This window comes from Streptomyces halobius (genome assembly GCF_023277745.1).
Taxonomy (GTDB): Bacteria; Actinomycetota; Actinomycetes; order Streptomycetales; family Streptomycetaceae; genus Streptomyces; species Streptomyces halobius.
Map to the genome: position 1 here is coordinate 5,102,798 of NZ_CP086322.1, position 24,901 is coordinate 5,127,698.

Sequence of the window (24,901 nt, forward strand, 5' to 3'; positions counted from 1 at the left end):
TCGCCGTGGGCCTGCTGCTCGCTCACGCTTACTCTTCCTCGCTCGCCAGGGCGTTGATCGCGGCCGCGGTCATGGCGCTGCCGCCACGCCGCCCGCGCACCACGATGTGGTCCAGCTTCGACGGGTGGGCGATGAGCGCGTCCTTGGACTCGGCCGCACCGATGAAGCCGACGGGGATCCCGATGACGGCGGCGGGGCGCGGCGCGCCCTCCTCGATCATCTCCAGAAGGCGGAAGAGGGAGGTGGGTGCGTTGCCGATCGCGATCACCGCGCCCGCCATGCGGTCGCGCCACAGCTCCATGGCGGCGGCGCTGCGGGTGGTGCCCATACGGGCGGCCAGGTCCGGGACGGACGGGTCGGCCAGGGTGCACAGGACGTCGTTGCCGGCCGGCAGCCGCTTGCGGGTCACGCCGCTGGCGACCATGGTGGCGTCGCACAGGATCGGGGCGCCGGAGCGGAGCGCCGCGCGGGCGTTCGCCACCACCTCGGGGGTGTAAGCGAGATCGCGTACGAGGTCGACCATGCCGCAGGCGTGGATCATCCGGACCGCGACCTTGCTGACGTCGGCGGGCAGGCCCGTGAGGTCCGCCTCGGCGCGGATGGTGGCAAAGGACTGGCGGTAGATCGCCGCCCCGTCCTTCTCGTAGTCGAACACTGTCACTGTGCCTTCGGGGTGGTGGGTCGGGAGGTGGGTACGGGGTTGGTGGCGGTAGCCGCAGTTGTTGCTGCGGCTGTGGTTGGTGGCGCGGTTGGCGCGTCTGCGTTCGCTGCCCTTGTCGCCGCCGCGATGGCCGTGGCGACAAGGGGGAGGGGGACGTCCTCCGGTGGCAGGTGATCCGGCCGCACGTCAGGTCGTACCTCCTGCCCCACCGCGGACACCCGATAGCCCTCGCCCGTCGCCAGGACGTCGATCCACCTGCCCTGCGGATGACCGCACCGGCGTTCGCAGCCGGACCAGTGGACGGGGAGCCGGCGGGCGCCCTCCACCGGCATGCCGCTGCCCTCCACCGGCATGCCGGCATCCTCCGTCGGCGTGTGGGTGCCCTCCGCGGACGCGCGGGCGCCCTCCGCCGACTCGGCGGCCGTGGCCCGACCGAGGGCGGCCGCCGCGTCCGCGCGTACGTCGGAGCGGGACTTGACGCACCCGGGGCGGCCGGTGCAGGCGCCGATCCGGTGCCAGGGGGAGTCGGGGTCGATGATCAGCCCGGCGGCGGCCAGTTCGTGCAGCCGGGGTCCGGCAGTGGCGGCCGTCAGCCCGGGGACGAGCACACCGCGCCAAGGGGTGACCCGCAAGTCGCCGCAGCCGTCGGCGGCCGCTACGGCGGTCAGCAGGCGCCACTGCGCGACGGTCAGCCGGCCGAGCGGTGCGAGGACGCAGAGCGCACGGCGGCCACCGGGGCCTTCGACGACGCCGGGAAGGGGGCCTCCGGGGGCAGCGGCAGGCACCGGCTCGGCCCCCGCCGCAGCGACGTACTCCACGCCAACTCCCGCCTTCCGCAGCCCATCCGCCACATCACGTGCGTTCAGGGCATATCCGGCAGGGAGTTCGCGTACACGCCACGCGCCCGTGCCGCTCGCCTCGGCGGCGGTGAGGAAGGATTCGGCGGCGATGAGCGCCGTGCGCGGTACGTCCGGGCCGGCGATCCGTACCGCCGCCGGATCGTCGCCGATACGCAGCAGCGCCCCGCCGCCTCCGGAGCCGTCCGCTTCTGCGACCAAGGTCACATCCCCGCCGAGCGCCGCCACATCGCCCCGTCCGTCGTCCAGGACGAACAAAAAACGGCCGGAAAGGGCAGTCGCGGACGCGCTCGCGCACAGCAGCGCGTCCAGTCGTCGGGCCCACAACTGCACGTCAGAGGGGGTGTGCTGGTCAAGGCCGGCCAGCGGGGAGGCGAGGATGTTGCGGATGCGTTCATGGCGCGCGGAGGGCAGCAGGCCGGCCTCGCGCAGTACGGCCGCCAGCTCCTGGCCGCAGGCGTCCGGGAGGCCGCGGAGTTCCGTGTTGCCGCGTGAGGTGAGGGAGAGGTGGCCGTCGCCGAGACGCTCCGCGGCGTCGGCCAGCGCCGCTGCTTGACGTGACGTCAAACAACCGGCAGGTAGCCGCACTCGCGCGAGATGACCGTCGGCGGCGGAGTGCAGCCGCAGCGCTCCCGGGCAGGCGTCACCGCGATCCCGTACGGGCGGTTCGGCCCCATGGGGGCGCGGCAAGGGGGAGGGCGGCATGGCGGCGAGCATACCGACGTCGGGGAACGCCGGATCCGCGCTCCGACGGACGGAGAGCTGAACGGAGATCCGGCGGAGATATGGAGGAGATTCGGGCGGAGATACGGCCTTTCCGCCCGGAAGAGACGGAGATACGGACGTTCCATCCAGAAGATACGGACTTTCCGTCCAGAAGAGGTGTCCGTCCCACCCGAGACGGGGCGCCCTACCCACCCAAAGCGCCGGGCGAAGAGCCGCGCACCCCCAACCGGGCAGCCGCACACCCCCTACGCCAGGCGCCCCCGCCCACCCGTTCCCACGACCCCAGGGCCCCCTCCCCCGCCCCGCCCCCAGCCCTTACTATGCAGGTCGGTGGGTCAGCTGGCCCGCCGACGCCAGCGACGGCGCCGGGCCCTACGGCCCAAGGGAGGAAGCCCGGTGAGAATCCGGCGCGGTCCCGCCACTGTGAACCCGGCCACCACCGGGTGAGTCAGGAACTCCCGCCGTCCTCACGACCACCCGGGGCGCGGACACCCCGAGGAAGGCCTGCGCTCGCATGCTCCTGCTGCTGTCGACCTCCGACACCGACCTGCTCAGCGCCCGCGCTGCCACCGGTCCCGTGCCGTACCGGCTCGCCAACCCCGCCCGCCTCGAACTCGACGAGCTGCCCGCGCTGCTGGACGGCGTCGATCTTGTCGTCGTACGACTCCTCGGCGGTATCCGCGCCTGGCAGGAGGGCCTCGATCTGCTGCTGGCCGAGGACCAGCACCGGCCGGTCGTCGTCCTCACGGGTGAACAGGCCCCCGACGCCCAGCTCATGGAGGCGTCCACGGTCCCGGTCGGTATCGCGGCCGAGGCGCACGCCTACCTGGCGCACGGCGGCCCCGCCAACCTCGACCAGCTCGCCCGCTTCCTCTCCGACACGGTGCTGCTGACCGGCCACGGCTTCGAGCCGCCGGCCCCCGCCCCCACCTGGGGACGCCTGGATCACACCCCGCTGCCCGGCGTCGCCGCGGACGCCCCGCTCGTCGCCGTGCTCTACTACCGCGCCCACCACATGAGCGGCAACACCGGCTTCGTACGGTCCCTGTGCGAGCAGATCGAGCGCGCCGGCGGCCGGGTCCTGCCGCTGTTCGTCGCCTCGCTGCGCGCCCCCGAGCCCGAGCTGATCGAGGAACTCCGCGCCGCCGACGCCATCGTCACCACCGTCCTCGCCGCCGGCGGCACCAAGCCGGCCGAGGCATCGGCCGGCGGCGACGACGAATCGTGGGACGCGGGCGCGCTTGCCGCCCTGGATGTGCCGATCCTCCAAGCGCTCTGCCTGACCGGAACGCGCGCCGCCTGGGAGGAGAACGACGAGGGCCTGTCCCCGCTGGACGCCGCGAGCCAGATCGCGGTACCGGAGTTCGACGGGCGCCTGATCACCGTCCCGTTCTCCTTCAAGGAGGTCGACGAGGACGGTCTGCCGGTGTATGTCGCCGACCCCGAGCGCGCCGCCCGGGTCGCCGGGATCGCCGTACGCCACGCCCGCCTGCGCCATATCCCGGCCGCCGACAAGCGCCTGGCGCTGGTCCTCTCCGCGTATCCCACCAAGCACTCCCGTATCGGCAACGCGGTCGGCCTGGACACCCCCGCCAGCGCCGTCGCCCTCCTCCGCCGCCTCCGCTCCGAGGGCTACGACTTCGGCACCGAAGAGGTGCCCGGCCTCGCGTCCGGCGACGGCGACGAGCTGATCTACGCCCTTATCGAGGCCGGCGGCCACGACCAGGAGTGGCTCACCGAAGAGCAGCTGGCCCGCAACCCGGTCCGTATTCCCGCCGCCGACTACAAGCGCTGGTACGCCACGCTGCCGCAGGAACTGCGCGACGCCGTCGAGGAGCACTGGGGCCCGCCGCCCGGCGAGATGTTCGTCGACCGCAGCCGGAACCCCGAGGGGGACATCGTCCTGGCGGCCCTCCGCCGCGGCAACCTCCTCATCCTCATCCAGCCGCCGCGCGGCTTCGGCGAGAACCCGATCGCGATCTACCACGACCCCGATCTGCCGCCGTCGCACCACTACTTGGCGGCCTATCGCTGGATCGCCGCCGCGCAGCGGGACGGAGGCTTCGGGGCGGACGCCATGGTCCACCTCGGCAAGCACGGCAACCTGGAGTGGCTGCCCGGAAAGAACGCGGGCCTGTCCGCCGCCTGCGGCCCCGACGCCGCGCTCGGCGACCTCCCCCTCGTCTACCCGTTCCTGGTCAACGACCCGGGCGAGGGTACCCAGGCCAAGCGCCGGGTGCACGCCACCCTCGTCGACCATCTCGTCCCGCCCATGGCGCGCGCGGAGTCGTACGGCGACATCGCCCGCCTGGAACAGCTCCTGGACGAGTACGCCGCGATCTCCGCCATGGACCCGGCCAAACTGCCCGCCATCCGCGCGCAGATCTGGACCCTCATCCAGGCCGCCAAGCTCGACCACGACCTGGGCTTGGACGAACGCCCCGACGACGACGGCTTCGACGACTTCCTGCTCCACGTCGACGGCTGGCTGTGCGAAGTCAAGGACGCCCAGATCCGCGACGGCCTGCACGTCCTCGGCAGCGCGCCGACCGGAGAGGCGCGGGTCAACCTCGTCCTCGCCATCCTGCGCGCCCGCCAGATCTGGGGCGGCACCTCCTCCCTCCCCGGGCTGCGCGAGGCCCTCGGCCTGGACGAGTCCGGGGCGACGCGCACCACGGCCGACGAGGCGGAGGCCACGGCCCGCGCGCTGGTCCAGGCGATGGAGGACGCCGGCTGGGACCCGACTGCGGTGGCTTCCGTGACCGCCGGCCACGGCCAACAGGTCGCCGACATCCTCGACTTCGCCGCCCGCCAGGTGGTCCCCCGCCTCTCCTCGACCACCGACGAACTCGACCACGCCGTGCACGCGCTCAACGGCGGCTTCGTCCCGGCGGGCCCGTCCGGCTCCCCGCTCCGCGGCCTGGTCAACGTCCTGCCGACGGGCCGTAACTTCTACTCCGTCGACCCCAAGGCGGTCCCGTCCCGCCTCGCCTGGGAAACCGGGCAGTCCCTGGCCGACTCCCTCCTGGAGCGCTACCGCACGGACAACGGCGACTGGCCGGAGTCCGTCGGCCTCTCCCTCTGGGGCACCAGCGCCATGCGGACCTCCGGCGACGATGTCGCCGAGGCCCTCGCCCTGCTGGGCGTCCGCCCCGTCTGGGACGACGCCTCCCGCCGCGTGACCGGCCTGGAGCCCATCCCCCTCCCCGAGCTGAACCGCCCCCGTATCGACGTCACCCTCCGCGTCTCCGGCTTCTTCCGCGACGCGTTCCCGCACGTCATCGGCCTTCTCGACGACGCCGTACGGCTCGCCGCGTCCCTCGACGAGCCCGCCGCCGACAACCACGTCCGCGCCCACACCCAGGCCGACCTCGCTTCCCACGGCGACGAACGCCGGGCCACCACCCGCATCTTCGGCTCCCGCCCGGGGACCTACGGCGCGGGCCTGCTCCAGCTCATCGACAGCCGCGACTGGCGCACGGACGCGGACCTCGCCGAGGTCTACTCGGTGTGGGGCGGCTATGCCTACGGCCGCGGCCTGGAAGGTCGTCCGGCACGCGACGAAATGGAGACCGCCTACAAGCGGATCGCCGTCGCCGCCAAGAACACCGACACCCGCGAACACGACATCGCTGACTCCGACGACTACTTCCAGTACCACGGCGGCATGGTCGCCACGGTCCGGGCGCTGCGCGGCCACGCCCCCGAGGCGTACATCGGCGACTCGACCCGGCCCGAAACCGTCCGCACCCGCACCCTGGTGGAGGAAACCTCCCGCGTCTTCCGCGCGCGCGTCGTCAACCCCCGCTGGATCGAGGCCATGCGGCGCCACGGCTACAAGGGCGCCTTCGAACTCGCCGCGACCGTCGACTACCTCTTCGGCTACGACGCGACCACGGGAGTCGTGGCCGACTGGATGTACGACAAACTCGCCCAGACCTACGTACTGGACCCGGAAAACCGCGCCTTCCTTCAGGACGCCAACCCCTGGGCCCTGCACGGCATCGCCGAACGCCTCCTGGAGGCCGAATCCCGCGGCATGTGGGAAAAGCCGGACGCCGAGACACTGGCGGCGCTGCGTGAGGCGTTCCTGGAGACGGAGGGGGACTTGGAGGGGGAGGACTGAGGACGGCTGGGGCTCCGGGGGGCGGGAGTTTCGCCCCCCGGAGCGCCGGAAGTCCTAGGGGGCGGCCGTGCTGAGTCAGCGGAGGCCGCTACTCGACCGGGTACATGACCCCGGTGGGCCTCCGCACCCAAACGCGCTCGCTGGTCTTGGTGACCGTCAGCCCCATATCAGCATCGGTGGGACGATCCAGCTCGTCCCACTCGCGCCAGACCGCCTCCACGTCACCCCACAAGCTGCACTCCCCGAACTCGGTGACGGTGCCGTCGGCATCCGCGATGGCACCCGAGCCTCGACTGTCGTGCACCCACACGCGGGGGTCTGTGCCCTGGCTCCCTTCAGTACGCCCTTCAATGAGCGTGACGTCGGGAAGGCGGGCGCCCGCGTACAGCGCGAATCCGAGCGTGAGCGTCTCCTGAGGAAGGACCTCGGTGGACCGCGAGCGGGGCGAGGAGGTGTCCGGGGTGACGCCGGTGGTGCCCCGGTGGGAGCGCATCGGCATGTAGGCGGCACTCCCCGCGAACGAGCCCGACGCGGTGCCGTCCTCGTCGGCGGTGGCCTCGTCGGCAGTGAGGCGGACCAGGGCGCCGCACCAGAAGTCGCCCATTCTGGGCGCCACCAGCACCCCACCCGGCCGTAGTTGCTGGACCAAGGCGTACGGAACATGTCGCAGAGCGCAGGTCGCGATGATCCGGTCGTACGGCGCGCCGGCCGGACAGCCGTGCTCCCCGTCGGCGACGACCAGCCGCGGCCGGTATCCGGCGGCCGACAGATAACGCTCCGCGTGCGCCGCCAGTGACGCGTCGATCTCGACGCTCGTGACGCGGTCGTCGCCGAGCCGGGCCGACAGCAACCCGGCGACGTGGCCGGTGGCGGTGCCGATCTCCAGGACCTGCTGCCCGTCGCGCACATCGAGCAGGCCCAGCATTCTCGCCACCATCGACGGCATGCTGTTGGACGAGGTGGCGACCCCGGGGCCGTCCGCCGCTCCGTCGTCGACCTGCGTGACGACTGGTTTATCGGAGGACACCAGGGCACCGCGCTCTTCGGCCGTCGTGACCGGACGGCATCGGTCGGGGTCTTGCCGCCAGACCTGCTCAGGCAGATACGCCTGACGCGGGGTGCGTTCCCATACGGCGCGCCACTCGGGGGTCAACAGGCCGCGCTCGTCCAGAGACCGGACGAGCGCGGCGTGCCCCTCTTGGGGGTCGGTCATCGGCTCATGCCACCTTGGGCCGGTCGCCGTCGGGTGACGGCGGGGTGGGCGGAGGCGTCCACGGCTTGTCCTCCGGCGGACCGCCGTGCCTGCCGCTGTCCGACATCTGTGTGAAGTGCACGATCTCCTCCTTCTGGTTGGGGTTGCTCACTTCTGGTTGGGGTTTGATTGCTGCCCGGACGCGCAGAGCGCTGGCGGTCGGGGGACGGCGGTGGGGCCGCAGCCCCATGTGCGTCGTCACGGTGTCGAGCATCTCCCGCAAGGGGAGGCTGTTCTCCGCCTGGAGGACTTCGTGCAGTTGGACTGCCAGCAGAGCGCATTCGGGGCAGTGACCAGGGTCGGTGGAACCAGGCGCAACGTAGACGTCGGCTGCGGCCTCGCTGTTTTTCCGCGTGTTGGTCGTCAACGGCGCACCGTCTTCGGGTGGGGGTGGCTGCGGATCTCGATGTTGTAGTCGGTCGCTTTCGACTTGTCCCCGACGGCGTGCGCCTTGGCGCGCTGTTCGGCCAGGGCCATGCACACATCGCACCCGGCGACCGGCACCGGCTCCGACGCCGGTTCCTTGAGGTGAACGGGGTGGCAGATGCGGGCCATCAGCTCACCACCTGCACGCTGTGAATCCAGCGCGGGCCTGCGTCGATTCCGTGGACGGCCAGCCACAACACCCGGCGCCGCTTGCGTCGCAGCCGCCGTTCCTGAAGCTCCTCTCTGGTGAGCACGTACGGCCGGACGAGGGGCGAGTCCTCGCCACGTAGTAGTACAGGCTGCCGGACAGGTACGTGGCTCGGGTGCGGTGGCGGTACGTCTTCGTGGCGCGGGGCACGCAGTGAGCCCACCACCCGGTGGCGCCCGCGCGCGGGCAGTAACAGCCGTAGCAGTAGCTCGATGAGCCTTCGGCTAGGCTCGCTCATGTCGTCAACCTCCAGGGGGTTGGTGGCCACGCCCCCGGACCGGTCGCGCGGTTGCGGGGGTCATGTGTGTGGCGCGTGTTTTCGTTTGGAAGTGAGTCATGCTCACGCACGCATCGAGAAGGCGCAGTTGTCAGTGCAGGCCAAGGTTTTCCTGTGGTCCTGGCGCCTGACGGTCATTGCAACTGTGGTCGCAGCGACCGCCATCGGCTCGATGACATGGGGGAGTTGAGGGCATCGGTAGTCGTGTGCGCACTCTGCGTATGTGCGTGACTCCACACTGGACCGGTGGACCGGTCCAGTCAAGATGTGCCGTCAGCTTTCCTCGCCCATCGGGTAGGTGTCGGTGCGTTTCCAAAGGGCGGAGGGTGTGACGCCCTCCTCGCAGACCAAGGCGCTGCCGTGCTGGTCGTGAGCGGTATGGAGGTCCACGGCGACCGCGGCGGGACGTTTCACCCCCAGGAGTTCCGCTTCGTGCTTCGTTGCGAGGCGGACGGTGGTGATGTCCGTACCCTGCACCGGTCCGCGGCCGGTCTCACGGCGCACATAGTGTGTGGTGCCTTCGGCGATGGGCCCCGACTGTGCGAGGCGGGGGCAGACTTCGGCGATGTCCGGAGGGAACCATGCGACCACGTACGACATGGGCGTGCCGTCATCGTTGAGCACGAGCCGGGCGCGGTGCAGGGCCTTTTGCCGTGGGGAGAGTGTGAGTGCGTCGGCGATGTGAGCCGGAGGTGTCAGCATCTCCGGATTTCCCAGTCGGCGGAAAGGGCGCCCTCCAGTAGTGCGGCTGGTGCCGGCACGCCGGGAGCCTGCTGGTCGGGCGAGCGGAGTTTCGGTGACCGTGAATCCACGCCCTTGGTGAGGGATGACAAGGCCGTCGCCCCGCAGTATCTCCATGGCCTTGATCGCTGTGGCACGGGAGACGCGCCACTGTTCGCACAGGTCACGGCTCGATGGGAGGAACTGACCGGGGGCAAACTCGCCGTCGGCGATCCGCGCGCGAAGGGACTCAGCGATCTGTTCGTACTTGAGTTGCGGCATGCGGGGCTGCACTTCCGTAGGAGGGCTGACCGGTCAACCGGTCAGGTTAGGGTCTGGCGTCGGCTGTGGACCAGTGGCCAGACTGCGTCCATGACCACACAACGAGACCGCCTCGCCGTCGCTCCCGAAATCCTGGAGTTCTATGGCGAGACCAGCAACGAAGCCGAGCGGCTGACTGGGTCCGCCGACGGTGTTCTGGAGATGGTCCGCACCCAGGAACTGCTTCGGCGCTTCCTGCCTGAGCCGCCCGCTCGTGTGCTGGATGTCGGGGGCGGCCCGGGGGCGCATGCCCGATGGCTTGTGAAGGACGGCTACACCGTGCATCTGGTCGACCCGGTGCCGAGGCATGTGGAGCAGGCCAAAGAGGCCGGGGCCACGGTGGAGCTGGGGGACGCGCGGGAGCTGACCGCCGATGACGATTCGTACGATGCCGTGCTGGTCCTCGGCCCGCTCTACCACCTGCTCGACCGTCGCGAGAGACTGAAGGCCCTTCGAGAGGCGCGCCGGGCGGTACGGCCGGGTGGCCTGGTCGCCGCTGCGGCAATCGGCCGGTACGCCTCACTGTTCGAGCACACGGCTACCACATGGCTCGGCACAAAGGACCGGGTACGTGATGCGGTGGTGGACATCCTCGCGTCCGGTCGTCACGACCCGGGTCGCAAGGGCTTCACCGCCGCGTACTTCCACACGGCTGATCAACTCGCCGAGGAGATGACCGCCGCCGGACTGGCGGGGGTGACGGTGCATGGGATCGAAGGCCCCGCGTGGGGGGCGCTGAAAGCCACAGAGCAACACACCGGCCAACACCTCGCGGACTCTTCGTTGTTCGATGCTGCTCTTGAAGCGGCGAAGCTGGCGGAGCCGTACCCTGAGCTCCTCGCCGCTTCATCGCACATGCTCGCCGTGGCGCGGGCATAGAACCATCCCCCTCTTAGCGGCAGCGGGCCACGGCGGACGCGGTCGGGCCGACGAGCGGTCTCTGTTCCCGGACTCGTTCACCATGCGCTTGCGGGACAGACTTGGCGCCACTGGAAGGAGTGCTGATGAGCGAAGGTTTCGCGCTGTTCGTTCGCTTTACGTTGCGCGACCAGGACGCGGCAACTGCCTTTGATGATCTGTGTGCTCGCACCTTGGAGGGGATCAAGACGCAGGAGCCCGGCACGCTCGCGTACGTCACCCACATCCCCGTGGATGAGCCCCTGATCCGCGTTTTCTACGAGCTGTACGCCGATCGCGCCGCGTTCGAGGCACATGAGGCGCAGCCGCACACCAAGCGGTTCCTGGCCGAACGCGAGCAATACCTGTCCGGTGTCGAAGTGACGTTCCTGGACACCATCGCGGGGAAGGTGGCGACGGTCTAGCCCCCCACTGCCGCGAAGTCCGGCCCCACCGTCAGCGTGACCTCCCCCGCCGTCGCCTCCGCCGACCGCTTCAGCTCAGTGTCGGGGAAGCGGGAGGCCAGCACCTGGGCCTGGGGCTTGAGCGGGGCGGGGTAGCCGATGGTGGTCTTGTCGGTGGCCGGGGCGTTGCCGGTGGCCGTGACGGTGAAGCCGAGTCCGCGCAGGCGGGCGGCGGCGGTGGCGGCCTGGCCCGCGACGCCGGTGCCGTTGAGGACGCGGACCCGGACGGAGCGCGCGGTCACCGGGTGCTTGGCGGCCTCGGCGAGCTTCTTCTTCCCCGCGGGGCCGATCTCGCGGTCGTGCGCGACGTCGCTGAACAGATCGCCGGCCTGCGGGTATTGCCAGATGACATTGGCCTTGTCGGTCGGGACGTCGGCCTCGCGGTAGTAGTTGGGCACGGTCAGGAAGGTGAGGCGGTCGCTGGGGATGTCCTTGACCGTAGCGGCGAGGTCGTAGAGCGGCTTGAGTCCCGCCAGATCCTTGTCGGTGGTGATCGACTTCGTTGCCGAGTCGAGGAAGCCGTAGAGATCGCCGGGGCTGGTGAGTTTGGCCTGGGCCTTGGTGAGCAGCGCCTTCATGAACTCCTGCTGGCGACCGATGCGGCCGAGGTCGGATCCGTCGCCGACGCTGTAGCGGGTACGGACATAGCCGAGGGCCTTCTCGTCCCGGACGGTCTGGCAGCCCGCGTCCAGGTCCAGATGGGCCTTCTTGTCGTGGATGGCGTGCTTGGGGCAGACCTCGATGCCGTCCAGTGCGTTGACCATGCCCTTGAAGCCCTGGAAGTCGATCGAGGCGAAGTTGTCGATGCGCAGGCCGGTGTTCTTCTCGACGGTCTTGATGGTGCAGGCGGCGGCCTTGCCGATGTCGCCGCTTTCGCCGCCGATCGAGAACGCCTCGTTGATCTTGAAGTGGTGCGGGGTGGACCGCGAGCCGTCGCCGCGCTCGCAGGCGGGTATCCGCACCCAGGAGTCGCGCGGGAAGGACAGCGCGGTGGCCCACTTACGGTTGGCGGCGATGTGCAGCAGCATCAGGGTGTCCGACTGCATGGTGGTCAGGCCCTTGCCGTACTTGGCGTTGGCGCCCGCGCGGCTGTCCGAGCCGACGACCAGGATGTTCTTGGAGCCGGGGCTGAGGTTGACGGGCCGGTCGCCGTCGAGCCCGATGTCCGCGCCCTGGATGTTGCCGTCCAGTGTGAAGTAGACCCAGGCGCCGACGCCGGCCGTGCCGAGCAGCAGGACGCCGAGGAGGCCGCCGGTCCAGGCGACGATCCGGCCGCGGCGGGTGATCCGCAGCTTGCCGTTGCCGGAGCCGGTACGGGGGCCGGTGCCGTTGCCGGATGCCCGGCCCGCCCTCCGGGAGCCGCCGGCGGCCCTATGGGACGGGGCATCGGCCCTATGGGACGGGGCGTCGGCCCTGCGGGAGTTGGGGCCCGCGCTTCTGCGGCGGGGCGCGCCGGACGTATCCGCCCCGTCGCCCGGGGGCCCGGTGCCCCGCCGGGGCGTCGCCTGCCTCTGCGGCTGCCCCTGCGATTGCCTTCGCGGCTGCCTGCGCGACTGCCTCTGTATTTGCCTGTCATGCACGCCGGTGGCCCTTCTGGTCCTTCACATGCTTCGTGGGGGAGGGAGCGGCATCGGCGGCCGGAGGCGGCAGCAGGGGCGAGCTCGGAGAGCTCGGCGGGAGGGGGCCGGGGGTCAGATGCCGGTGCTGGGGAGGAGTCGTACGGACTCGGAGTCGTAACGGAGCCATCGCGGACGGGGGCCGCCGGAGAGGGTGCGCAGCCGGCACCACTCGTCGCCGGTGTCGTCCGTCCACCAGGCGCTGATCCGTCCCAACTCCCATGTGCCGTCGGGGTATTGGACCTCCACGGGCTGGTATACCCATCGCACCTCCGCCTCTGGAGGCGGACAATCCCAGGTCAGGAGTCCGCGTTCCGTCGCCATCTCCCCCTTCGGCCGCGCCTGTTGCATGTGTCCGACGCAAATTCTACCGATCGTATCTACAGTGTTGTAGAAGTTGTCCGATTGTGCAGTGGATCACAGTCGAGGAGGCGGATCGCTGCTCAGGGCAGTGGATCACAGCCTAGGCTGCGGAGCGTCAGGTGTTCAGGCACAGTCGGTGGGCCAGTTGTGGATCAGCCCGAACGTGGACCGGCCTGAGCGTGGACCAGCCCGATAGCGGAAGCCCGAACGTGGATCAGTCTGCCGTCGCGACGGCGTCGCCGCCTTGAGAACGACGAACAGTGCGGGCGGTCAGCTGCCGCCCCGGCCGGGGCTCTGGCCGGGCTCCTGGTCGGTGTCCTCGGCGGTGGCGCGGTCCAGGAGGGTGCGCAGCAACTGCTCGTCGTGCGCCGAGAGCGCGGAGACGAAGCTGGTGAGGACGGCGTCCCGGTCCGGTTCGCCGTCCAGGACACGGCGCATCCGCAGCGCGGCGAGCCCGGCCTCGTCGGCGGCCGGGGTCCATACGTACGCGCGGCCGGCGCGCTCGCGGGTGACGGCCTGCTTCGCGTGCAGCCGGGACAGGATCGTCACCACGGTCGTGTACGCGAGATCGCCGCCGAGCCGTTCCTGGACCCACGCGGCGGTGACCGGGCCGGGTGAACGGTGCAGCGCGGCCAGCACCTGGGCCTCCAGCTGGCCCTGCCCGCGCCGGCGGCCGCGGCCGTGTCCGGCGGCCTTGAACCGCCCGCCGAAGTCGGCACCGCCGAGCGAGTCCCCGACCGAATTGCCGGGGGCCTTCCCGAGGGGCCTGCCGCCCATGCTGTCGCCTCCCGTCGCGCCGGGTGCCCCGCTGGCCGGGACGTCGGGGCATTTTACTGAGCGCCCGGGTATGCGGAGGGGGTCCGTACGGCATGTTCCCGGCGCGGCCTCTCGCCTGGCACGCACTCGTCATCTCCCCGCGGCCACAACTTCTACGCTCCTGTAGATTTCAGGTTCCTGCACGCGGACGCGATGCCCGGACGTGGGTGCGGCGCCTGGACGTGGGGCCGGCTCCCCGGACGTAAAGAGACGTGGGGCCGGCTCCCCGGACGCGAAGAGGGGGTGGCCACGGCCACCCCCTCTCGTCCGTCCCTCGGAGGTCGAGCTCAGAGATCGAATTCGGCCGGCGCGATGCCCAGCGCGAAGCACACCTCACGCACCAGCGCCTGCTCCGTCTTGTCGAAGTCGCCGTCGGCGCCGCCGATCACGATGCCGATCTGGATCACGGCTCGCGCCTCGACCGGCTTCTTCTTCACCTTGCCGACCTCCTGCATGACGGCGACCTTGCCGAAGTCGAAGTCGGCGGTCAGCTTGTCGAGATAGCCGTCGAAGCGCAGCTGGAGATCGTCCGCGGGGAAGTTCTGCAGCACCTCGTTCGTGGCGATGAGCTGGGCCACCCGCCGGCGCTCCGACGCGTCGACGGTGCCGTCCGCGGCGGCCACCAGGGCGCACATCGCCATGCTCGCGTCCCGGAAGGCGCCGCTCTTGAGGTCGTTCTTCTTGGCGACGAGCTGGTTCTGCATCGTCTGGGCGGATTCCTTGATCCGGTCCCACAGGGCCATGGGGTTCTCCTAGGTCATCGTCTGTGAACACGGGTCATGCGCAAGCAAAATCTACAGGCTTGTAGAAGTTACCCGACGGGATGGTCCCCACCTGGGTAGATCGGTAGGATAATCGTCTCTTTTGTGGTGATTTGGCGGTCCGGGTTCGCGTACGGTGGAAGCATCGAAGGGAATTCGTATTCCGGCGGCCGCGCCGGACTCGTCGCAAGGTGCCAGAGGTGAGCACCCATGCAGACTTTTTTGACCGTGATCGTGCTGCTCGCGCTGGTCGCTCTGGGGATCCTCTTCCTCATGAGGGTCAACGCCCAGACGACCGGACGGCCCGTCCACCACCACAGGCACCCGTCCCCACACCCGTCGTTCCGCCTGCGGCCACACAAACGGTCACGCGGCGACACCACCCACGCCGGGTCGCGTGAGGCCGGGCCACCGCCCCCTACTCCTAAGGCAGGCGACGACTTGTGACGTCCACCGCACGCAGCGCCCCGTCCAGCCGGCCGTACGACGGGACGTCGCCGTTCCCGACCGAAGACCATGTAGCCCCGCCGACCGGCGGCCGCCGGATGTATATGGCGATCACCGGCATCATCGTCATCGCCCCGTTCGTGGGCCTCGCGCTCGCCATCCCCCTGCTGTGGGGCAGCGTGGTACGCCCCACCGACCTCGTCCTCGCCGCCGTGTTCTACGTCGTCACGGGCCTCGGCGTGACCGTCGGGTTCCACCGCGGCCTCACCCACGGCAGCTACACCGCGACCCCCGCGCTACGGATCGCGCTCGCCATCGCCGGGTCGCTGAGCTTCCAGGGCGATGTCATCGACTGGGTCGCCACCCACCGCCGCCACCACGCCTTCACCGACCGCCCCGGCGATCCGCACTCTCCGTACCGCTACGGCACCAGCCTGCGCGGACAGCTGCGCGGGCTCGTCCACTCGCACATCGGCTGGCTCTTCGGCGACGACCCCACCTCGCATGAGCGCTACGCGCCCGATCTGCTCGCCGACCGCGGCATCCGCGCGGTGGACCGGGCGTTCCCCGCGCTGTGTCTGCTCACCCTCGGCCTGCCGTTCGCGCTGGGCTGGGCCATCGGCGGGTCATGGGTCACCGGCCTGACCGCCCTGCTGTGGGCGGGCTTCATCCGGATCGCGCTGCTGCACCATGTCACCTGGAGCGTGAACTCCCTCTGCCACGTCATCGGTGCGCGGCCGTTCCGCACCCGGCGCCACGATCGGGCCACCAACCTCTGGCCGCTCGCCCTGCTCTCCTTCGGCGAGAGCTGGCACAACCTGCACCACGCCGACCCGACCTGCGCCCGGCACGGCGTCGACCGCGGTCAGGTCGATCCGTCCGCTGCCCTCATCCGGCTCTTCGAACGCGCCGGCTGGGTGCGCGATGTGCGCTGGCCGGACCCGGCCCGGGTCGCGGCCCGCCGCGTCCAGGCGGCGGGCTGAGGGGTGTTGGCCGTGCTGCGCCGCCCGTGACGCACCGCCCGTGACCTCCTGCCAGGAGCACACCATGACCACCGCCTCCGGTGCTCACCCCGAACACCCGGCCCCGCCGCCCGTCGCCCGCCTGGCCATCGCCCCGCACAGCGGGACCGCACGCCGGATCGACGGGATCTGGTGGCCGCACTCGACCGATCTCGTCACCGAACTGCCCGAGTTGCTGGCCGCGTTGCCCTTCGACTGGCCGCGGATGACCCATGTCACGGTGAACGGCGCGAGGTGGCCCAAGCTGCCCTGCCACATCCTCGTCGGGGGCCATGTGGTCCGGCTGCGCAGAACCGCCAACCGGCCCGGCCCGGACACCGTCTGCCTGGTCTCCACCGGCGTCGGGCGGTGGGATCTGCTGTTGCTGCCGCCGGATACGCCGGAGGCGGAGGCCATTCGGGCCATGTCGGATGTGGCGGGCCTCGCGGGGCGGTAGCCCGCTCGGTTGCTCGCCGTTGTCGGCCGTCCGGCCCCGGGGGGCGCCTGCGGCCGGCCTGCGCCCCACGTTGTCGGCTTTCCCGGCGGGGGGGGGGGGGCGCCTGGCCTGCGTCGTCTTCGGCTCTCCCGCCGTTGCGCCGTTGCGCCTGCGGCGGGCGTTGTTTTTCGGGTGCGGTGACGGGCCTCCGGACTCCGTCCTGCGACCGTCCCCTCCCGACTGTGGATGGAAAGGCCGGTGGGTACGCCTGATGCCGATCCGTGGTGCATACGGGTGGGTTTTGTCCGAAGAACGCCACCCCGGGGCGTCGCTCCCCGGTTCCTCGCATTGCGTACTCATCATAAGAAACCGCAACAGATCTTCCCGTCGGCGAGATCTCTACCGAAAGCGAGGGGCCGTGGCTGCGACCAAGGTCATGAAGTTCTGGGCGGTGTGTCTTGCCGTACTCGGCAAGCTGCTGGCCTCGCTGGGGGTCTCCGCCGCGGCGTCGGCGGCGCGCCGGGAGGCGGCGGTGTACGAGGACGGTGTGAGGGACACTGCGCCGGACGCCGCGGGGGACACCGAGCCGGACCGTGACCGTATGCCGCTTGACGGCCATCCCCCCTTCGGCCGACGGACGGTCGGGGTCGATGCGCAGCTGCCGCCCACCATCAAGCAGCGCATCCGCGCCGAGGCGCACGGTGCCTCGCCCACCGCGCGTACCCGGCTCGCCACCGACGTCGAGCCGTTGCACACCGTCCCCGCGGGGGCCGTGCTGGACACCGGCACCGACGCGGACAAGATCCCCGCGACCATCCCGGCGGCCCGCCGCCGTACGCCCGCGAGGATCCTGGCCTGACGGATCGCGAGGACCCGGCCCCGGTTGCACGAGGGCCCGGCCCCGGCTGTGCCCGCAATCGTGTCCACAGGGTGTGGATCGGTGCCGGCCCAACGGCCGGCACAGTGAATCCCGTGGTCGGACAGGGTGAATGCGGGGAACCGGCCGCTGGTCACGCTTGGTGGATTCCGGGGTGCCCAGTAGCAGGACCGCGGGTATCAACCCCGAGGGGCAGGACCACACCGTGACGAAGAGGGAGGCGTTTTCGTGCGGTGAGTTGTGGTGGGTTGCGGTGGGCTATGGTCCGCTGCGGTGGGTGGCGTAACCCTGTCAGAGGGGGAGGAGCTGGCGGCCGTGACGGTGGCCGGGACCGTGACCGTCGACGATCCGCTGGATGTCGCTGCTGCCCACCTGGCCGCCCTCGACCGAATGGGCGCTGTTGGTGGACCCGTTGGTGCTTTCGATGTTTCCGCTGTCGTTCGGGTTCCCGCGATTGAGGAAGTTGTTGCTGTTCACGCTGAAGCAGGCGAGTGGCCGGCTTACAGGTGGGCAGCTTGCTCACAGCAGCAGGCGCTCCGGCATCGGCTCTTCCACGCCGTCCAGCTCCAGCGTGCAGTGCGGCGGGGCCGGGACGAGGCGCGGTTCGCGGATCCAGACCCGGAACGGGCGGACGGGGTCGTCGGGCAGCTCGCCGGTCAGCGCGGTCGTCCCCCGGCCGTGCTCCTTCTGGTACGCGACCACTTTGCCGTCGACCAGGAGCTCGATCTCTCCGTCCCGGCCGGGCCCGATGTTCACGGTGATCGAGTGGGCGGCCCGGTCCAGATGGAAGTGGTGGCTGTGTCCCATGACGCACCTCCGGCAGCGCCGTCCCGTCGGCAGTGCCGTCCGTCCAGCCGTGCCGTCCGTCCAGCCGTGGTGTTCGCCCAGCGGTGGTGTCGTCCGGCAATGCCGTCCGTAGAGCAGTGATGTCCGTACGTTCCAGAGTAGGGCGTGCGCGCCGAAATACGCCGGGTCGGGGCGCCGGCCGAGCGGTGCGGCGGGGTGCCGGTCAGGCGGCCTTCTGCCAGGGCATGGATCAGGCCGTGGCGGGTGTCGTCGGTCGTGGTGTCGGCAGATCGTCGGGCAGGTCGTCGGTCCACCCCGGCGGCGGCACGGAGGACTTCCGAGGGACAATTGTGGTGGACGGGAGAGGTGATGAACGGGTCGGTCCGTGTAGGACATGTTGTCGGAGTACCGCTGCGGATGCACTGGAGCGTGCCGCTGCTGGTGGGCCTCTTCGCGTATGGACTCGGCAGCCGGACCCTTCCCGTGTGGACTCCGGGGCGCTCGGACACCGTGTACGCCCTCGGCGGCGTCGCGGGGGCCGCGCTGCTCATGGGCAGCCTGCTGCTCCACGAGGCGGCACATGCCGCCACCGCCCTGCGGAAGAAGATCTCGGTCGAGGACGTGACGCTGTGGGCGCTGGGCGGGATGACCCGGATGGGGCGTCCGAAGACCGCCGGTGCGGCCTTCCTGGTGGCCGTCAGCGGGCCGCTGACCAGCCTTGTCATCGGCGGCGCCGCGCTCGGCGCGGGCCTCGGGCTGCATGCGCTGGCCGGCTGGGCGGCGGTGCCCGCCGTCGTCCTGGTGTGGCTCGGCTGGGCGAATCTGTTCCTGGGGGTGTTCAATATGCTGCCCGCCGCGCCCCTCGACGGGGGACGGGTGATACAGGCACTGCTGTGGTGGCGTACCGGGGACCGGGACCGCGCGGAGCTGGCGGCCTCCCGGAGCGGCCAGGTCATGGGTGTGCTGATGGTGGCCTTCGGCTGGATCTCGGTGCTGCGCGGGGCGCCGGGCGGACTCTGGATCGTCTTCGTTGGGCTCTTCATCATGATCATCGCCGGGGCGGAAAAGCGCCGCACCGCGATGAACACCGCCGTGGGGGACGTACGGGTGGGCGAGGCCATGTCCAGCCCGGTGGCAACTGGCGCCGACTGGCTGACCGTCCAGCGCTTCATCGACGAGGTGGCGGTGCCGGCCCGCCATTCCGTGCTGCCGCTGCTCGACTTCGAGGGCCGGCCCAGCGGAATCGTCCAGGTGGGCAGGCTTGCGGGGATTCCGGAGGTGCGCCGGGAGACGCTGCGGGTGCGTGAGGTGGCGACACCGCTGTCCCAGTGCGCCGTCGCCGCTCCAGACGATCTGCTGAGCGAGGCGCTCGACAAGCTCAACATGCGTACCGGCATGCGCATCCTCGTCGTGGACGCGGGGCACCTGGTGGGGATCGTCACCGGGAAGGACATCGACCGGCTGATGCAGCGGCACACGCTGGGCGGCAGGTGGACGGGCAAGGGGGACGGCGGCAGCGGGACTGGTGAGGGGACCGGCTGGGGGTTCGGCAAGCAGCCGCCCGGTGACGGGACCGGCTGGGGGTTCGGCAAGCGGCCGCCCGGTGACGGGACCGGCTGAGTCCGTGGGAGGGCGATGCGAATGCGGTATGTAACGGTCACTGCGCTGAGTCATCCCGGGCTGATGCGTGAGCACAACGAGGACAGCCTGGTGGTCGGTCCGTGGACGCTCTGCGGCACCGTGACGGAGAACCCGCAGACGCTGGTCTTCCCGCTCGGCAAACCGCTCGTCGTCGCGGTCGCCGACGGAATGGGCGGGCAGCCTGGGGGCGAGGTGGCCAGTGCCCTCACCGTCCGGCACCTGGCGGCGTACGGCCCGTCGTTGGACAGCGAGGAAGCCGTCCGGGACGTCCTGAAGCTCTGCAATCACGCGGTGTACACGGCCGCCGACCGCGATCCGGAGCTGACCACCATGGGCACCACCGTCGCGGGCGCCGTCGTGCTGCCGGATTCGACGCTGGTGTTCAACGTCGGCGACAGCAGGGTGCTCGACGCCCGGGACGGCCTGCGGCAGGTCAGCGTGGACGACAGCCCGCCGCTGCCGCCGGGGCAGCGCAGCACCCCCGTCATCACCCAGTCACTGGGCGGCTCGACCCGCTTCAACGCCGTCACCCCGCATGTGCGGACCTCGCCCCTGGCCACCGGCGATCGCTATCTGGTGTGTACCGACGGCCTGACCGACCCGGTACCGGAGGACGATGTCGCCGGCCTGCTGCGGGCCCACGACAACGGGAGGGCCGCCTTCGAGCTGTGGAAGTCCGCCATCGAGGCGGGCGGCCCGGACAACATCACGCTGGCGCTGATCGGGATCGGGGGGACATCGGAGTGACGGGGGCGGGGCAGGGTATCGACGTGCTGCTCCAGCCTGGTGGCATGGGCGGTGATGTGATCACCGTGTTCCTCTGCGGTGATGTGATGCTGGGCCGCGGCGTCGACCAGATCCTCCCGAATCCCGGTGACCCCGCGCTGCGGGAGTGGTACGTCCACGACGCCCGGGACTATGTCGCGCTCGCGGAGGCGGTGAACGGCCCCATCCCCCGGCCGGTCGACTTCGCGTGGCCGTGGGGAGAGGCGCTCCAGGTGCTCGATGACGCCGCGCCCGCCGCCCGAGTGGTCAATCTGGAGACCAGCGTCACGGGGGACGGCATCTTCGCCCCCGGCAAAGAGGTCCACTACCGGATGAGCCCCGGCAACCTCCCCTCCCTGGCAGCCGCTCGCCCCGACGTCTGCGTACTGGCCAACAACCACGTCCTGGACTTCGGGCACCGCGGACTGGACGAGACGCTCGACGCCCTGGCGGGCGCGGGTCTGCGGACGGCCGGCGCGGGCCGCGACGCCGAGGCGGCCGGCCGTCCGGCGATCGTGCCCGTCGAGGGGGGCCGCCGGGTCGTGGTGCTCTCCTTCGGGATGCCGTCCAGCGGTATCCCGGGCACCTGGGCCGCGACCGGACGCCACGGCGGGGTGGACTTCGTGCCCAGGCCCTCGGACACCGCCGCGGACGCGATCCTCGCCCGGATACGGCAGGTGAAACGGCCCGGCGACATCGCGGTGGCCTCGGTCCACTGGGGCTCCAACTGGGGCTATGAGGTGCCCCGTGACCAGGTCGCCTTCGCGCGTGCGCTGATCGACGGCGGGGTGGACGTGGTGCACGGGCACTCCTCGCACCACCCCCGTCCCCTGGAGGCGTACCGGGGAAAGCTCATCCTCTACGGGTGCGGCGACTTCATCGACGACTACGAGGGCATCACCGGCTACGAGCAGTACCGGGACGATCTGCGGCTGGTGTACCTCGCCTTGCTGGAGCCGGACACCGGCCGGCTCCGTGACCTGCGGATCACACCGCTCCAGGCCTGGCGGATGCGGCTGCGGCACGCGTCGTCGGAGGACGCGCGGTGGCTGCGGGCGCTCTTCGACCGGATCGGCTCCGGCTTCGGCCCGTGCGGGACGGGCGAGCCGGAGGGGACGCTCGTACTGCGGCCGGCCTGAGCGGGCCGGCGGGGACCTCGACGACCGAGGTGATCCGATGCCGCACAGCCGCACAGTTCACCACCCACCATCCGGTGTGTCAGCACCCGCCATCCGGTGTGTCAGCGCGTTCCTGCGGTGTGTCATCGCGTTCAAACGCCAGCCGGTCGACCACCTCCACCACCCCGTCCACGCTCTCGCAGAGCCGTACGACGATGGGGATCAGGCTCTTGCGCTCCAGGGTGCCGCTGAGCGTCACCTTGCCGTCGGTGACGTCGACCGTGAGGGCGGCCGGCGACAGGCCGAGGGTGCAGGTCAGGATGTCCTCCAGGATCTCCTCCTGGATCGCGCGGTCACGCCGCAGGAACAGCTGCAGGATGTCCCGGCGGCTGATCACGCCGATGAGGCGGCCGGAGTCGTCGACCACGGGAAGGCGCTTGATCTTCTTCTCGTCCATGGTCCGTGCCGCGAGCACCGCGCTCCACTCGGGCCGCGCCACGATGGCGGGGCTCGTCATGAGTGTCGCGGCCGTGCTGGGCCCTTCCTTCGACTGTCTGCGCAGCAGATCCGCCTCGGACACCACGCCCACCGTCCGCTCGTTCTCGTCGACGACCGGTACGGCGGTGATGCCGTATTCGTCGAGCAGGCGGGTGATCTCCTTGAACGTGGTGCCGGGCTGGGCGGTGACCGCGTTCGGCGTCATCAGGTCGGCAACGCTGCGGTTCCTCATCGCTGGCCGTCCCTTCGAGGCGGCGGGTGTCCCGTACGGAGGCGTGCGTGGGACTCGTGCATGGCAGGTGTCCCGTATGTACGAGCCTGCACCGCACGTCGGCCCGCGGGTAGGGCCGAGCGGACCGCGCGCCGGACGTGCCCCGGACGGACCACCGGGCAGGGCACGCGCCGATCGCCGGATGTGTACTTGCTGGAGAGCCTTGGAACTGGAGAGCGCTGAGGAACGCACTGAGGAATGCGCCGAGGAACGCACTGAAGGACCCATGCCGGTAAGCGAGAACCCATGCCGGTAAGCGAGGGGAGCGGCCGTGTCGTCGTCGGATGCCGCTGCTCACCCGGCCAGGCCCGACCAGATGTTCAACCGGGAGGCCGAGTGGGACGCCCTCGCGCGCTTTGTGTGCGACGAGCGCCCGGGGGCCACGCTCGGCCTCGTCTCCGGACAGCGCAGACACGGCAAGACCTACCTGCTGGAAGCCATGATCAAGGCCACCGGCGGGTTCTACTTCGACGGCCAGGCCGCGGCACAGGCCGAGTCCCTGCGCCGTCTCGCCGACCGTCTTGCCGCATACACCGGTGCGCCGCAGCCGCCCGACTGGCGCCGGTGGGAGGAAGCCGTCGACGCGCTGCTGGCGCTCGGCGATGAGCGCCCCGCCCCCGCCGTCATCGACAACTTCCCCGACCTCGTCGGCCAGAGCCCCGCGCTCCCCGCCGTCATTCACAGTGCGTACCGCCGCCTGCACAAGGAACGTCCGCACAACCGGGCGCGCTTGATCCTCAGCGGCGGCAGCCCCTCCATCGTGACGAGACTCTTCTCGGGCCCCTCCTCGCTGCACGACCTCGCCACCTTGGAACTCGTGGTGCGGCCCTTCGACTTCCGGAAGGCGGCGCGGTTCTGGGGCATCGACGACCCGCGACTCGCGGTTCAGGTCCATGCTGTGGTGGGCGGAACTCCCGCGTACCGGGGCGACTTCGTATGCGACGACGCGCCCGCCGGCCCGGACGACTTCGATGCGTGGCTGTGCAGAACCGCTCTCAATCCGCGGGTGCCCCTCTTCTGGGAGGCGCGCCATCTGCTGGAGGAGGAGGCGGACCACGCCGACCGGGCGCTGTGCCACTCCGCGCTGGTCGCGATCGCGTCCGGCTGCTCCACCCGTGGTGAGATCACCGAATGCGTCGAGGGCTCGCTGAACGATGTGTCCCATGTGCTGGCGGTGATGGAGAACCGTCATCTGCTGTACGGCGAGCCCGACGCGTTCCGGCCGGGCCTGACGCACTACCGCATCGCGGAGCCACTGCTGGCCTTCGAGCACGCCGTCGCCTGGCCCAACCGTGTGTCGCTGGAGCAGGAGGACGTGGCCGAGGTCTGGCGCCGGGCCCGTTCGGGCTTCGACTCCGCCGTGGTCGCACCGCACTTCGCCCAACTGTGCCGGAACTGGGTAATGGAGTACGCCGCCTCGGACACCTACGGTGGCGTCCCCGAAGCGGCCGTATGCGGCACGGTCCCCGATCCCGCGCGGCACGCCCGCCTCGATGCCGATGTGGCGGTACGCGGGATGACCGACGGACGGCCCGGGGTCCTGCTGTCGATCGGGCTCGCCCGCTGGGACGAGACCATGGACCTCCGCCACCTGGACCGCCTGCGCCATATCCGCACCGTCCTCGCCGCCTCCGGGGAGGACACCGGCCAGACCCTCCCGGCCTGCTACAGCGCGACCGGTTTCACCCCGGAACTCCGCGCCGCGGCGGGCGAGGGCGAGGTGCTGCTGGTCGGGCTGGAGCGGTTGTACGGCGGGGAGTGAGGGTCCAGGGGCCGGGGGGCTGATGGTGGGCGGGGCTGGCGCCGGTTCGGTGATGCGTGGTGCCACCATGACGCCGCGAGCGCCACCCTGGCGCCCCAATTGTGCCCGCCCTGACGCCACGTGCGGCCCTGACGCCATGTGGCGCCAGCCAGGCGCCATGAAGGCTTGCGATGGCGCCATAGCTGGTGCCATGATGGGGCCATGGACCTCACGCCGTACGTCGACAACCTCCGGGACGAGCTCGCGGTCGCCGCGGACGCGGGCGGGGACGAAGCCCGCGCCCTGGCCGAGCGGCTCACCACACCCCTGGAATCGGCCGCCCGCCTCACCTTGCTCAACGCCCTGTCCGCCGCCATGGGGGAGGTCACCCGCGAACTGGCGCCCGGCTCGGTCGACGTACGGCTGCGCGGGCTCGACCCCGAGTTCGTGGTGATGATGCCGCCGGGCCATGAGCCGTTCGAGGAGGCGGAGGCCGAGGAGCGGGAGAGCATGCCCGCGCCGCCACCGGTTCCCTCGGCGGTGCCCCCGGAGGGTGACGAGGGCGGCACCGCGCGCATCAACTTCCGGCTCCCGGCCCACCTCAAGGCCCGGGTCGAGGACGCCGCCGGACAGGAGGGCCTCTCCGTCAACGCCTGGCTGGTACGGGCCGTCGCCACCGCCCTGGAACAGCCCGGCGAGCGGACGCGACCAGCCGCCCGCAGCCGCCGGCGGGGCCAGCAGGGCTTCACGGGCTGGGTCCGCTAGCCCGCACCGCACTACCGGCCCACCCTCCGGCCCCACGTCCTTACGCACTCCCCGTACTTACTCA

Annotated in this window: 25 protein-coding genes, 1 pseudogene and 1 riboswitch; of the genes and pseudogenes, 11 read left to right on the forward strand and 15 right to left on the reverse strand. The window is 70.9% G+C overall.

The window, feature by feature from the left end; genetic code table 11:
• Positions 1 to 28 precede the first annotated feature (28 nt).
• Both K9S39_RS23155 and K9S39_RS23160 read right to left on the reverse strand, forming a co-directional pair.
• Positions 29 to 661: a precorrin-8X methylmutase gene (locus K9S39_RS23155; RefSeq protein WP_248865263.1), complete on the reverse strand. Its 633-nt coding sequence runs from the start codon at positions 659 to 661 to the stop codon at positions 29 to 31.
• Positions 658 to 2,235 (reverse strand): cobalamin biosynthesis protein CobG, encoded by a 1,578-nt coding sequence (locus K9S39_RS23160; protein WP_406707998.1) that lies wholly within the window; start codon positions 2,233 to 2,235, stop codon positions 658 to 660. Before K9S39_RS23160 ends, K9S39_RS23155 begins: the two co-directional genes overlap by 4 nt.
• A gap of 367 nt (positions 2,236 to 2,602) precedes the next feature.
• Positions 2,603 to 2,710: riboswitch (cobalamin riboswitch) on the forward strand.
• 48 nt (positions 2,711 to 2,758) lie between these two features.
• Between K9S39_RS23160 and cobN the strand changes: the two genes are divergently transcribed.
• Positions 2,759 to 6,370, forward strand: coding sequence for a cobaltochelatase subunit CobN (gene cobN, locus K9S39_RS23165; protein WP_248865265.1), 3,612 nt, complete (start codon positions 2,759 to 2,761; stop codon positions 6,368 to 6,370).
• A gap of 88 nt (positions 6,371 to 6,458) precedes the next feature.
• Here the strand turns inward: cobN and K9S39_RS23170 are convergent, their stop codons facing one another.
• The 6 genes and pseudogenes from K9S39_RS23170 to K9S39_RS42470 all read right to left on the reverse strand — a co-directional run.
• A complete protein-coding gene (locus tag K9S39_RS23170) occupies positions 6,459 to 7,583 on the reverse strand; it encodes a methyltransferase domain-containing protein (RefSeq protein ID WP_248865266.1) in 1,125 nt (374 codons plus the stop codon).
• A 4-nt stretch (positions 7,584 to 7,587) separates the two neighbouring features.
• Entirely contained in the window at positions 7,588 to 7,989 is a 402-nt protein-coding gene (locus K9S39_RS23175) for a hypothetical protein (protein WP_248865267.1), read from the reverse strand.
• Positions 7,986 to 8,177 (reverse strand): hypothetical protein, encoded by a 192-nt coding sequence (locus tag K9S39_RS23180; RefSeq protein ID WP_248865268.1) that lies wholly within the window; start codon positions 8,175 to 8,177, stop codon positions 7,986 to 7,988. Before K9S39_RS23180 ends, K9S39_RS23175 begins: the two co-directional genes overlap by 4 nt.
• A complete protein-coding gene (locus K9S39_RS23185) occupies positions 8,177 to 8,494 on the reverse strand; it encodes a hypothetical protein (protein ID WP_248865269.1) in 318 nt (105 codons plus the stop codon). Before K9S39_RS23185 ends, K9S39_RS23180 begins: the two co-directional genes overlap by 1 nt.
• 312 nt (positions 8,495 to 8,806) lie before the next feature.
• Positions 8,807 to 9,235: a UTRA domain-containing protein gene (locus K9S39_RS42465; RefSeq protein WP_319949647.1), complete on the reverse strand. Its 429-nt coding sequence runs from the start codon at positions 9,233 to 9,235 to the stop codon at positions 8,807 to 8,809.
• Positions 9,236 to 9,343: 108 nt separating this feature from the next.
• Positions 9,344 to 9,535 (reverse strand): annotated as a pseudogene (locus K9S39_RS42470) (winged helix-turn-helix domain-containing protein); the annotation flags it as partial.
• 90 nt (positions 9,536 to 9,625) lie between these two features.
• On the opposite strand from K9S39_RS42470, the gene K9S39_RS23195 reads away from it, so the two are divergent.
• Both K9S39_RS23195 and K9S39_RS23200 read left to right on the forward strand, forming a co-directional pair.
• Entirely contained in the window at positions 9,626 to 10,453 is an 828-nt protein-coding gene (locus K9S39_RS23195) for a class I SAM-dependent methyltransferase (protein ID WP_248865271.1), read from the forward strand.
• 125 nt (positions 10,454 to 10,578) lie between these two features.
• Positions 10,579 to 10,896, forward strand: a complete 318-nt coding sequence (locus K9S39_RS23200; RefSeq protein ID WP_248865272.1) for a putative quinol monooxygenase — start codon at positions 10,579 to 10,581, stop codon at positions 10,894 to 10,896.
• Here the strand turns inward: K9S39_RS23200 and K9S39_RS23205 are convergent.
• From K9S39_RS23205 to K9S39_RS23220, 4 genes are all read right to left on the reverse strand, one after another.
• The gene (locus K9S39_RS23205) at positions 10,893 to 12,221 is read right to left on the reverse strand and encodes an LCP family protein (protein WP_248868919.1); all 1,329 of its coding nucleotides are present in this window, start codon (positions 12,219 to 12,221) and stop codon (positions 10,893 to 10,895) included. The two genes, K9S39_RS23200 and K9S39_RS23205, sit on opposite strands and share 4 nt — an antisense overlap.
• Positions 12,222 to 12,626: 405 nt before the next feature.
• Entirely contained in the window at positions 12,627 to 12,800 is a 174-nt protein-coding gene (locus K9S39_RS23210; RefSeq protein WP_248865273.1) for a hypothetical protein, read from the reverse strand.
• 384 nt (positions 12,801 to 13,184) lie between these two features.
• Positions 13,185 to 13,691 carry a BlaI/MecI/CopY family transcriptional regulator gene (locus K9S39_RS23215; protein WP_248865274.1) on the reverse strand — a complete coding sequence of 169 codons (507 nt, stop codon included), beginning with the start codon at positions 13,689 to 13,691 and terminating at the stop codon, positions 13,185 to 13,187.
• Between the two features lie 326 nt (positions 13,692 to 14,017).
• Complete coding sequence (locus K9S39_RS23220; protein ID WP_248865275.1) at positions 14,018 to 14,473, reverse strand: tellurite resistance TerB family protein; 456 nt, start codon at positions 14,471 to 14,473, stop codon at positions 14,018 to 14,020.
• Positions 14,474 to 14,934: 461 nt separating this feature from the next.
• Here K9S39_RS23220 and K9S39_RS23225 point away from each other — a divergent pair, with 461 nt between their 5' ends.
• The 3 genes from K9S39_RS23225 to K9S39_RS23235 all read left to right on the forward strand — a co-directional run bounded on the left by K9S39_RS23225 (position 14,935) and on the right by K9S39_RS23235 (position 17,234).
• Positions 14,935 to 15,921, forward strand: a complete 987-nt coding sequence (locus tag K9S39_RS23225; RefSeq protein ID WP_248865276.1) for an acyl-CoA desaturase — start codon at positions 14,935 to 14,937, stop codon at positions 15,919 to 15,921.
• 64 nt (positions 15,922 to 15,985) lie between these two features.
• The gene (locus K9S39_RS23230) at positions 15,986 to 16,396 is read left to right on the forward strand and encodes a DUF5994 family protein (RefSeq protein ID WP_248865277.1); all 411 of its coding nucleotides are present in this window, start codon (positions 15,986 to 15,988) and stop codon (positions 16,394 to 16,396) included.
• Positions 16,397 to 16,793: 397 nt separating this feature from the next.
• The gene (locus K9S39_RS23235) at positions 16,794 to 17,234 is read left to right on the forward strand and encodes a DUF6344 domain-containing protein (protein WP_248865278.1); all 441 of its coding nucleotides are present in this window, start codon (positions 16,794 to 16,796) and stop codon (positions 17,232 to 17,234) included.
• A gap of 309 nt (positions 17,235 to 17,543) precedes the next feature.
• Here the strand turns inward: K9S39_RS23235 and K9S39_RS23240 are convergent, their stop codons facing one another.
• Together K9S39_RS23240 and K9S39_RS23245 are read right to left on the reverse strand one after the other, a co-directional pair.
• Positions 17,544 to 17,729, reverse strand: coding sequence for a hypothetical protein (locus K9S39_RS23240; protein WP_248865279.1), 186 nt, complete (start codon positions 17,727 to 17,729; stop codon positions 17,544 to 17,546).
• Positions 17,730 to 17,771: 42 nt separating this feature from the next.
• The gene (locus K9S39_RS23245) at positions 17,772 to 18,059 is read right to left on the reverse strand and encodes a hypothetical protein (RefSeq protein WP_248865280.1); all 288 of its coding nucleotides are present in this window, start codon (positions 18,057 to 18,059) and stop codon (positions 17,772 to 17,774) included.
• A gap of 348 nt (positions 18,060 to 18,407) precedes the next feature.
• Between K9S39_RS23245 and K9S39_RS23250 the strand changes: the two genes are divergently transcribed.
• The 3 genes from K9S39_RS23250 to K9S39_RS23260 are packed head-to-tail and all read left to right on the forward strand — an operon-like array spanning position 18,408 to position 21,583.
• A complete protein-coding gene (locus K9S39_RS23250; protein WP_248865281.1) occupies positions 18,408 to 19,658 on the forward strand; it encodes a site-2 protease family protein in 1,251 nt (416 codons plus the stop codon).
• A 21-nt stretch (positions 19,659 to 19,679) separates the two neighbouring features.
• Positions 19,680 to 20,426 (forward strand): PP2C family protein-serine/threonine phosphatase, encoded by a 747-nt coding sequence (locus K9S39_RS23255; protein WP_248865282.1) that lies wholly within the window; start codon positions 19,680 to 19,682, stop codon positions 20,424 to 20,426.
• Positions 20,427 to 20,470: 44 nt separating this feature from the next.
• The gene (locus tag K9S39_RS23260; protein ID WP_248868920.1) at positions 20,471 to 21,583 is read left to right on the forward strand and encodes a CapA family protein; all 1,113 of its coding nucleotides are present in this window, start codon (positions 20,471 to 20,473) and stop codon (positions 21,581 to 21,583) included.
• Between the two features lie 79 nt (positions 21,584 to 21,662).
• On the opposite strand, the gene K9S39_RS23265 is transcribed toward K9S39_RS23260, so the two are convergent.
• Positions 21,663 to 22,292, reverse strand: a complete 630-nt coding sequence (locus K9S39_RS23265) for a CBS domain-containing protein (protein WP_248865283.1) — start codon at positions 22,290 to 22,292, stop codon at positions 21,663 to 21,665.
• 310 nt (positions 22,293 to 22,602) lie between these two features.
• Here K9S39_RS23265 and K9S39_RS23270 point away from each other — a divergent pair, with 310 nt between their 5' ends.
• Both K9S39_RS23270 and K9S39_RS23275 read left to right on the forward strand, forming a co-directional pair.
• Positions 22,603 to 24,093 carry an AAA family ATPase gene (locus K9S39_RS23270; protein ID WP_248865284.1) on the forward strand — a complete coding sequence of 497 codons (1,491 nt, stop codon included), beginning with the start codon at positions 22,603 to 22,605 and terminating at the stop codon, positions 24,091 to 24,093.
• Between the two features lie 201 nt (positions 24,094 to 24,294).
• The gene (locus K9S39_RS23275) at positions 24,295 to 24,837 is read left to right on the forward strand and encodes a hypothetical protein (RefSeq protein WP_248865285.1); all 543 of its coding nucleotides are present in this window, start codon (positions 24,295 to 24,297) and stop codon (positions 24,835 to 24,837) included.
• Positions 24,838 to 24,901 lie beyond the last annotated feature (64 nt).

Coding starts and splice junctions, on each gene's coding strand:
- K9S39_RS23160 (WP_406707998.1), bottom strand. CDS start 2,235: ATGCTCGCCGCCATGCCGCCCTCCCCCTTGCCGCGCCCCCATGGGGCC.
- cobN (WP_248865265.1), top strand. CDS start 2,759: ATGCTCCTGCTGCTGTCGACCTCCGACACCGACCTGCTCAGCGCCCGC.
- K9S39_RS23170 (WP_248865266.1), bottom strand. CDS start 7,583: ATGACCGACCCCCAAGAGGGGCACGCCGCGCTCGTCCGGTCTCTGGAC.
- K9S39_RS23180 (WP_248865268.1), bottom strand. CDS start 8,177: ATGGCCCGCATCTGCCACCCCGTTCACCTCAAGGAACCGGCGTCGGAG.
- K9S39_RS23185 (WP_248865269.1), bottom strand. CDS start 8,494: ATGAGCGAGCCTAGCCGAAGGCTCATCGAGCTACTGCTACGGCTGTTA.
- K9S39_RS42465 (WP_319949647.1), bottom strand. CDS start 9,235: ATGCTGACACCTCCGGCTCACATCGCCGACGCACTCACACTCTCCCCA.
- K9S39_RS23195 (WP_248865271.1), top strand. CDS start 9,626: ATGACCACACAACGAGACCGCCTCGCCGTCGCTCCCGAAATCCTGGAG.
- K9S39_RS23200 (WP_248865272.1), top strand. CDS start 10,579: ATGAGCGAAGGTTTCGCGCTGTTCGTTCGCTTTACGTTGCGCGACCAG.
- K9S39_RS23215 (WP_248865274.1), bottom strand. CDS start 13,691: ATGGGCGGCAGGCCCCTCGGGAAGGCCCCCGGCAATTCGGTCGGGGAC.
- K9S39_RS23220 (WP_248865275.1), bottom strand. CDS start 14,473: ATGGCCCTGTGGGACCGGATCAAGGAATCCGCCCAGACGATGCAGAAC.
- K9S39_RS23230 (WP_248865277.1), top strand. CDS start 15,986: ATGACCACCGCCTCCGGTGCTCACCCCGAACACCCGGCCCCGCCGCCC.
- K9S39_RS23245 (WP_248865280.1), bottom strand. CDS start 18,059: ATGGGACACAGCCACCACTTCCATCTGGACCGGGCCGCCCACTCGATC.
- K9S39_RS23250 (WP_248865281.1), top strand. CDS start 18,408: ATGAACGGGTCGGTCCGTGTAGGACATGTTGTCGGAGTACCGCTGCGG.
- K9S39_RS23255 (WP_248865282.1), top strand. CDS start 19,680: ATGCGGTATGTAACGGTCACTGCGCTGAGTCATCCCGGGCTGATGCGT.
- K9S39_RS23260 (WP_248868920.1), top strand. CDS start 20,471: ATGGGCGGTGATGTGATCACCGTGTTCCTCTGCGGTGATGTGATGCTG.
- K9S39_RS23265 (WP_248865283.1), bottom strand. CDS start 22,292: ATGAGGAACCGCAGCGTTGCCGACCTGATGACGCCGAACGCGGTCACC.
- K9S39_RS23275 (WP_248865285.1), top strand. CDS start 24,295: ATGGACCTCACGCCGTACGTCGACAACCTCCGGGACGAGCTCGCGGTC.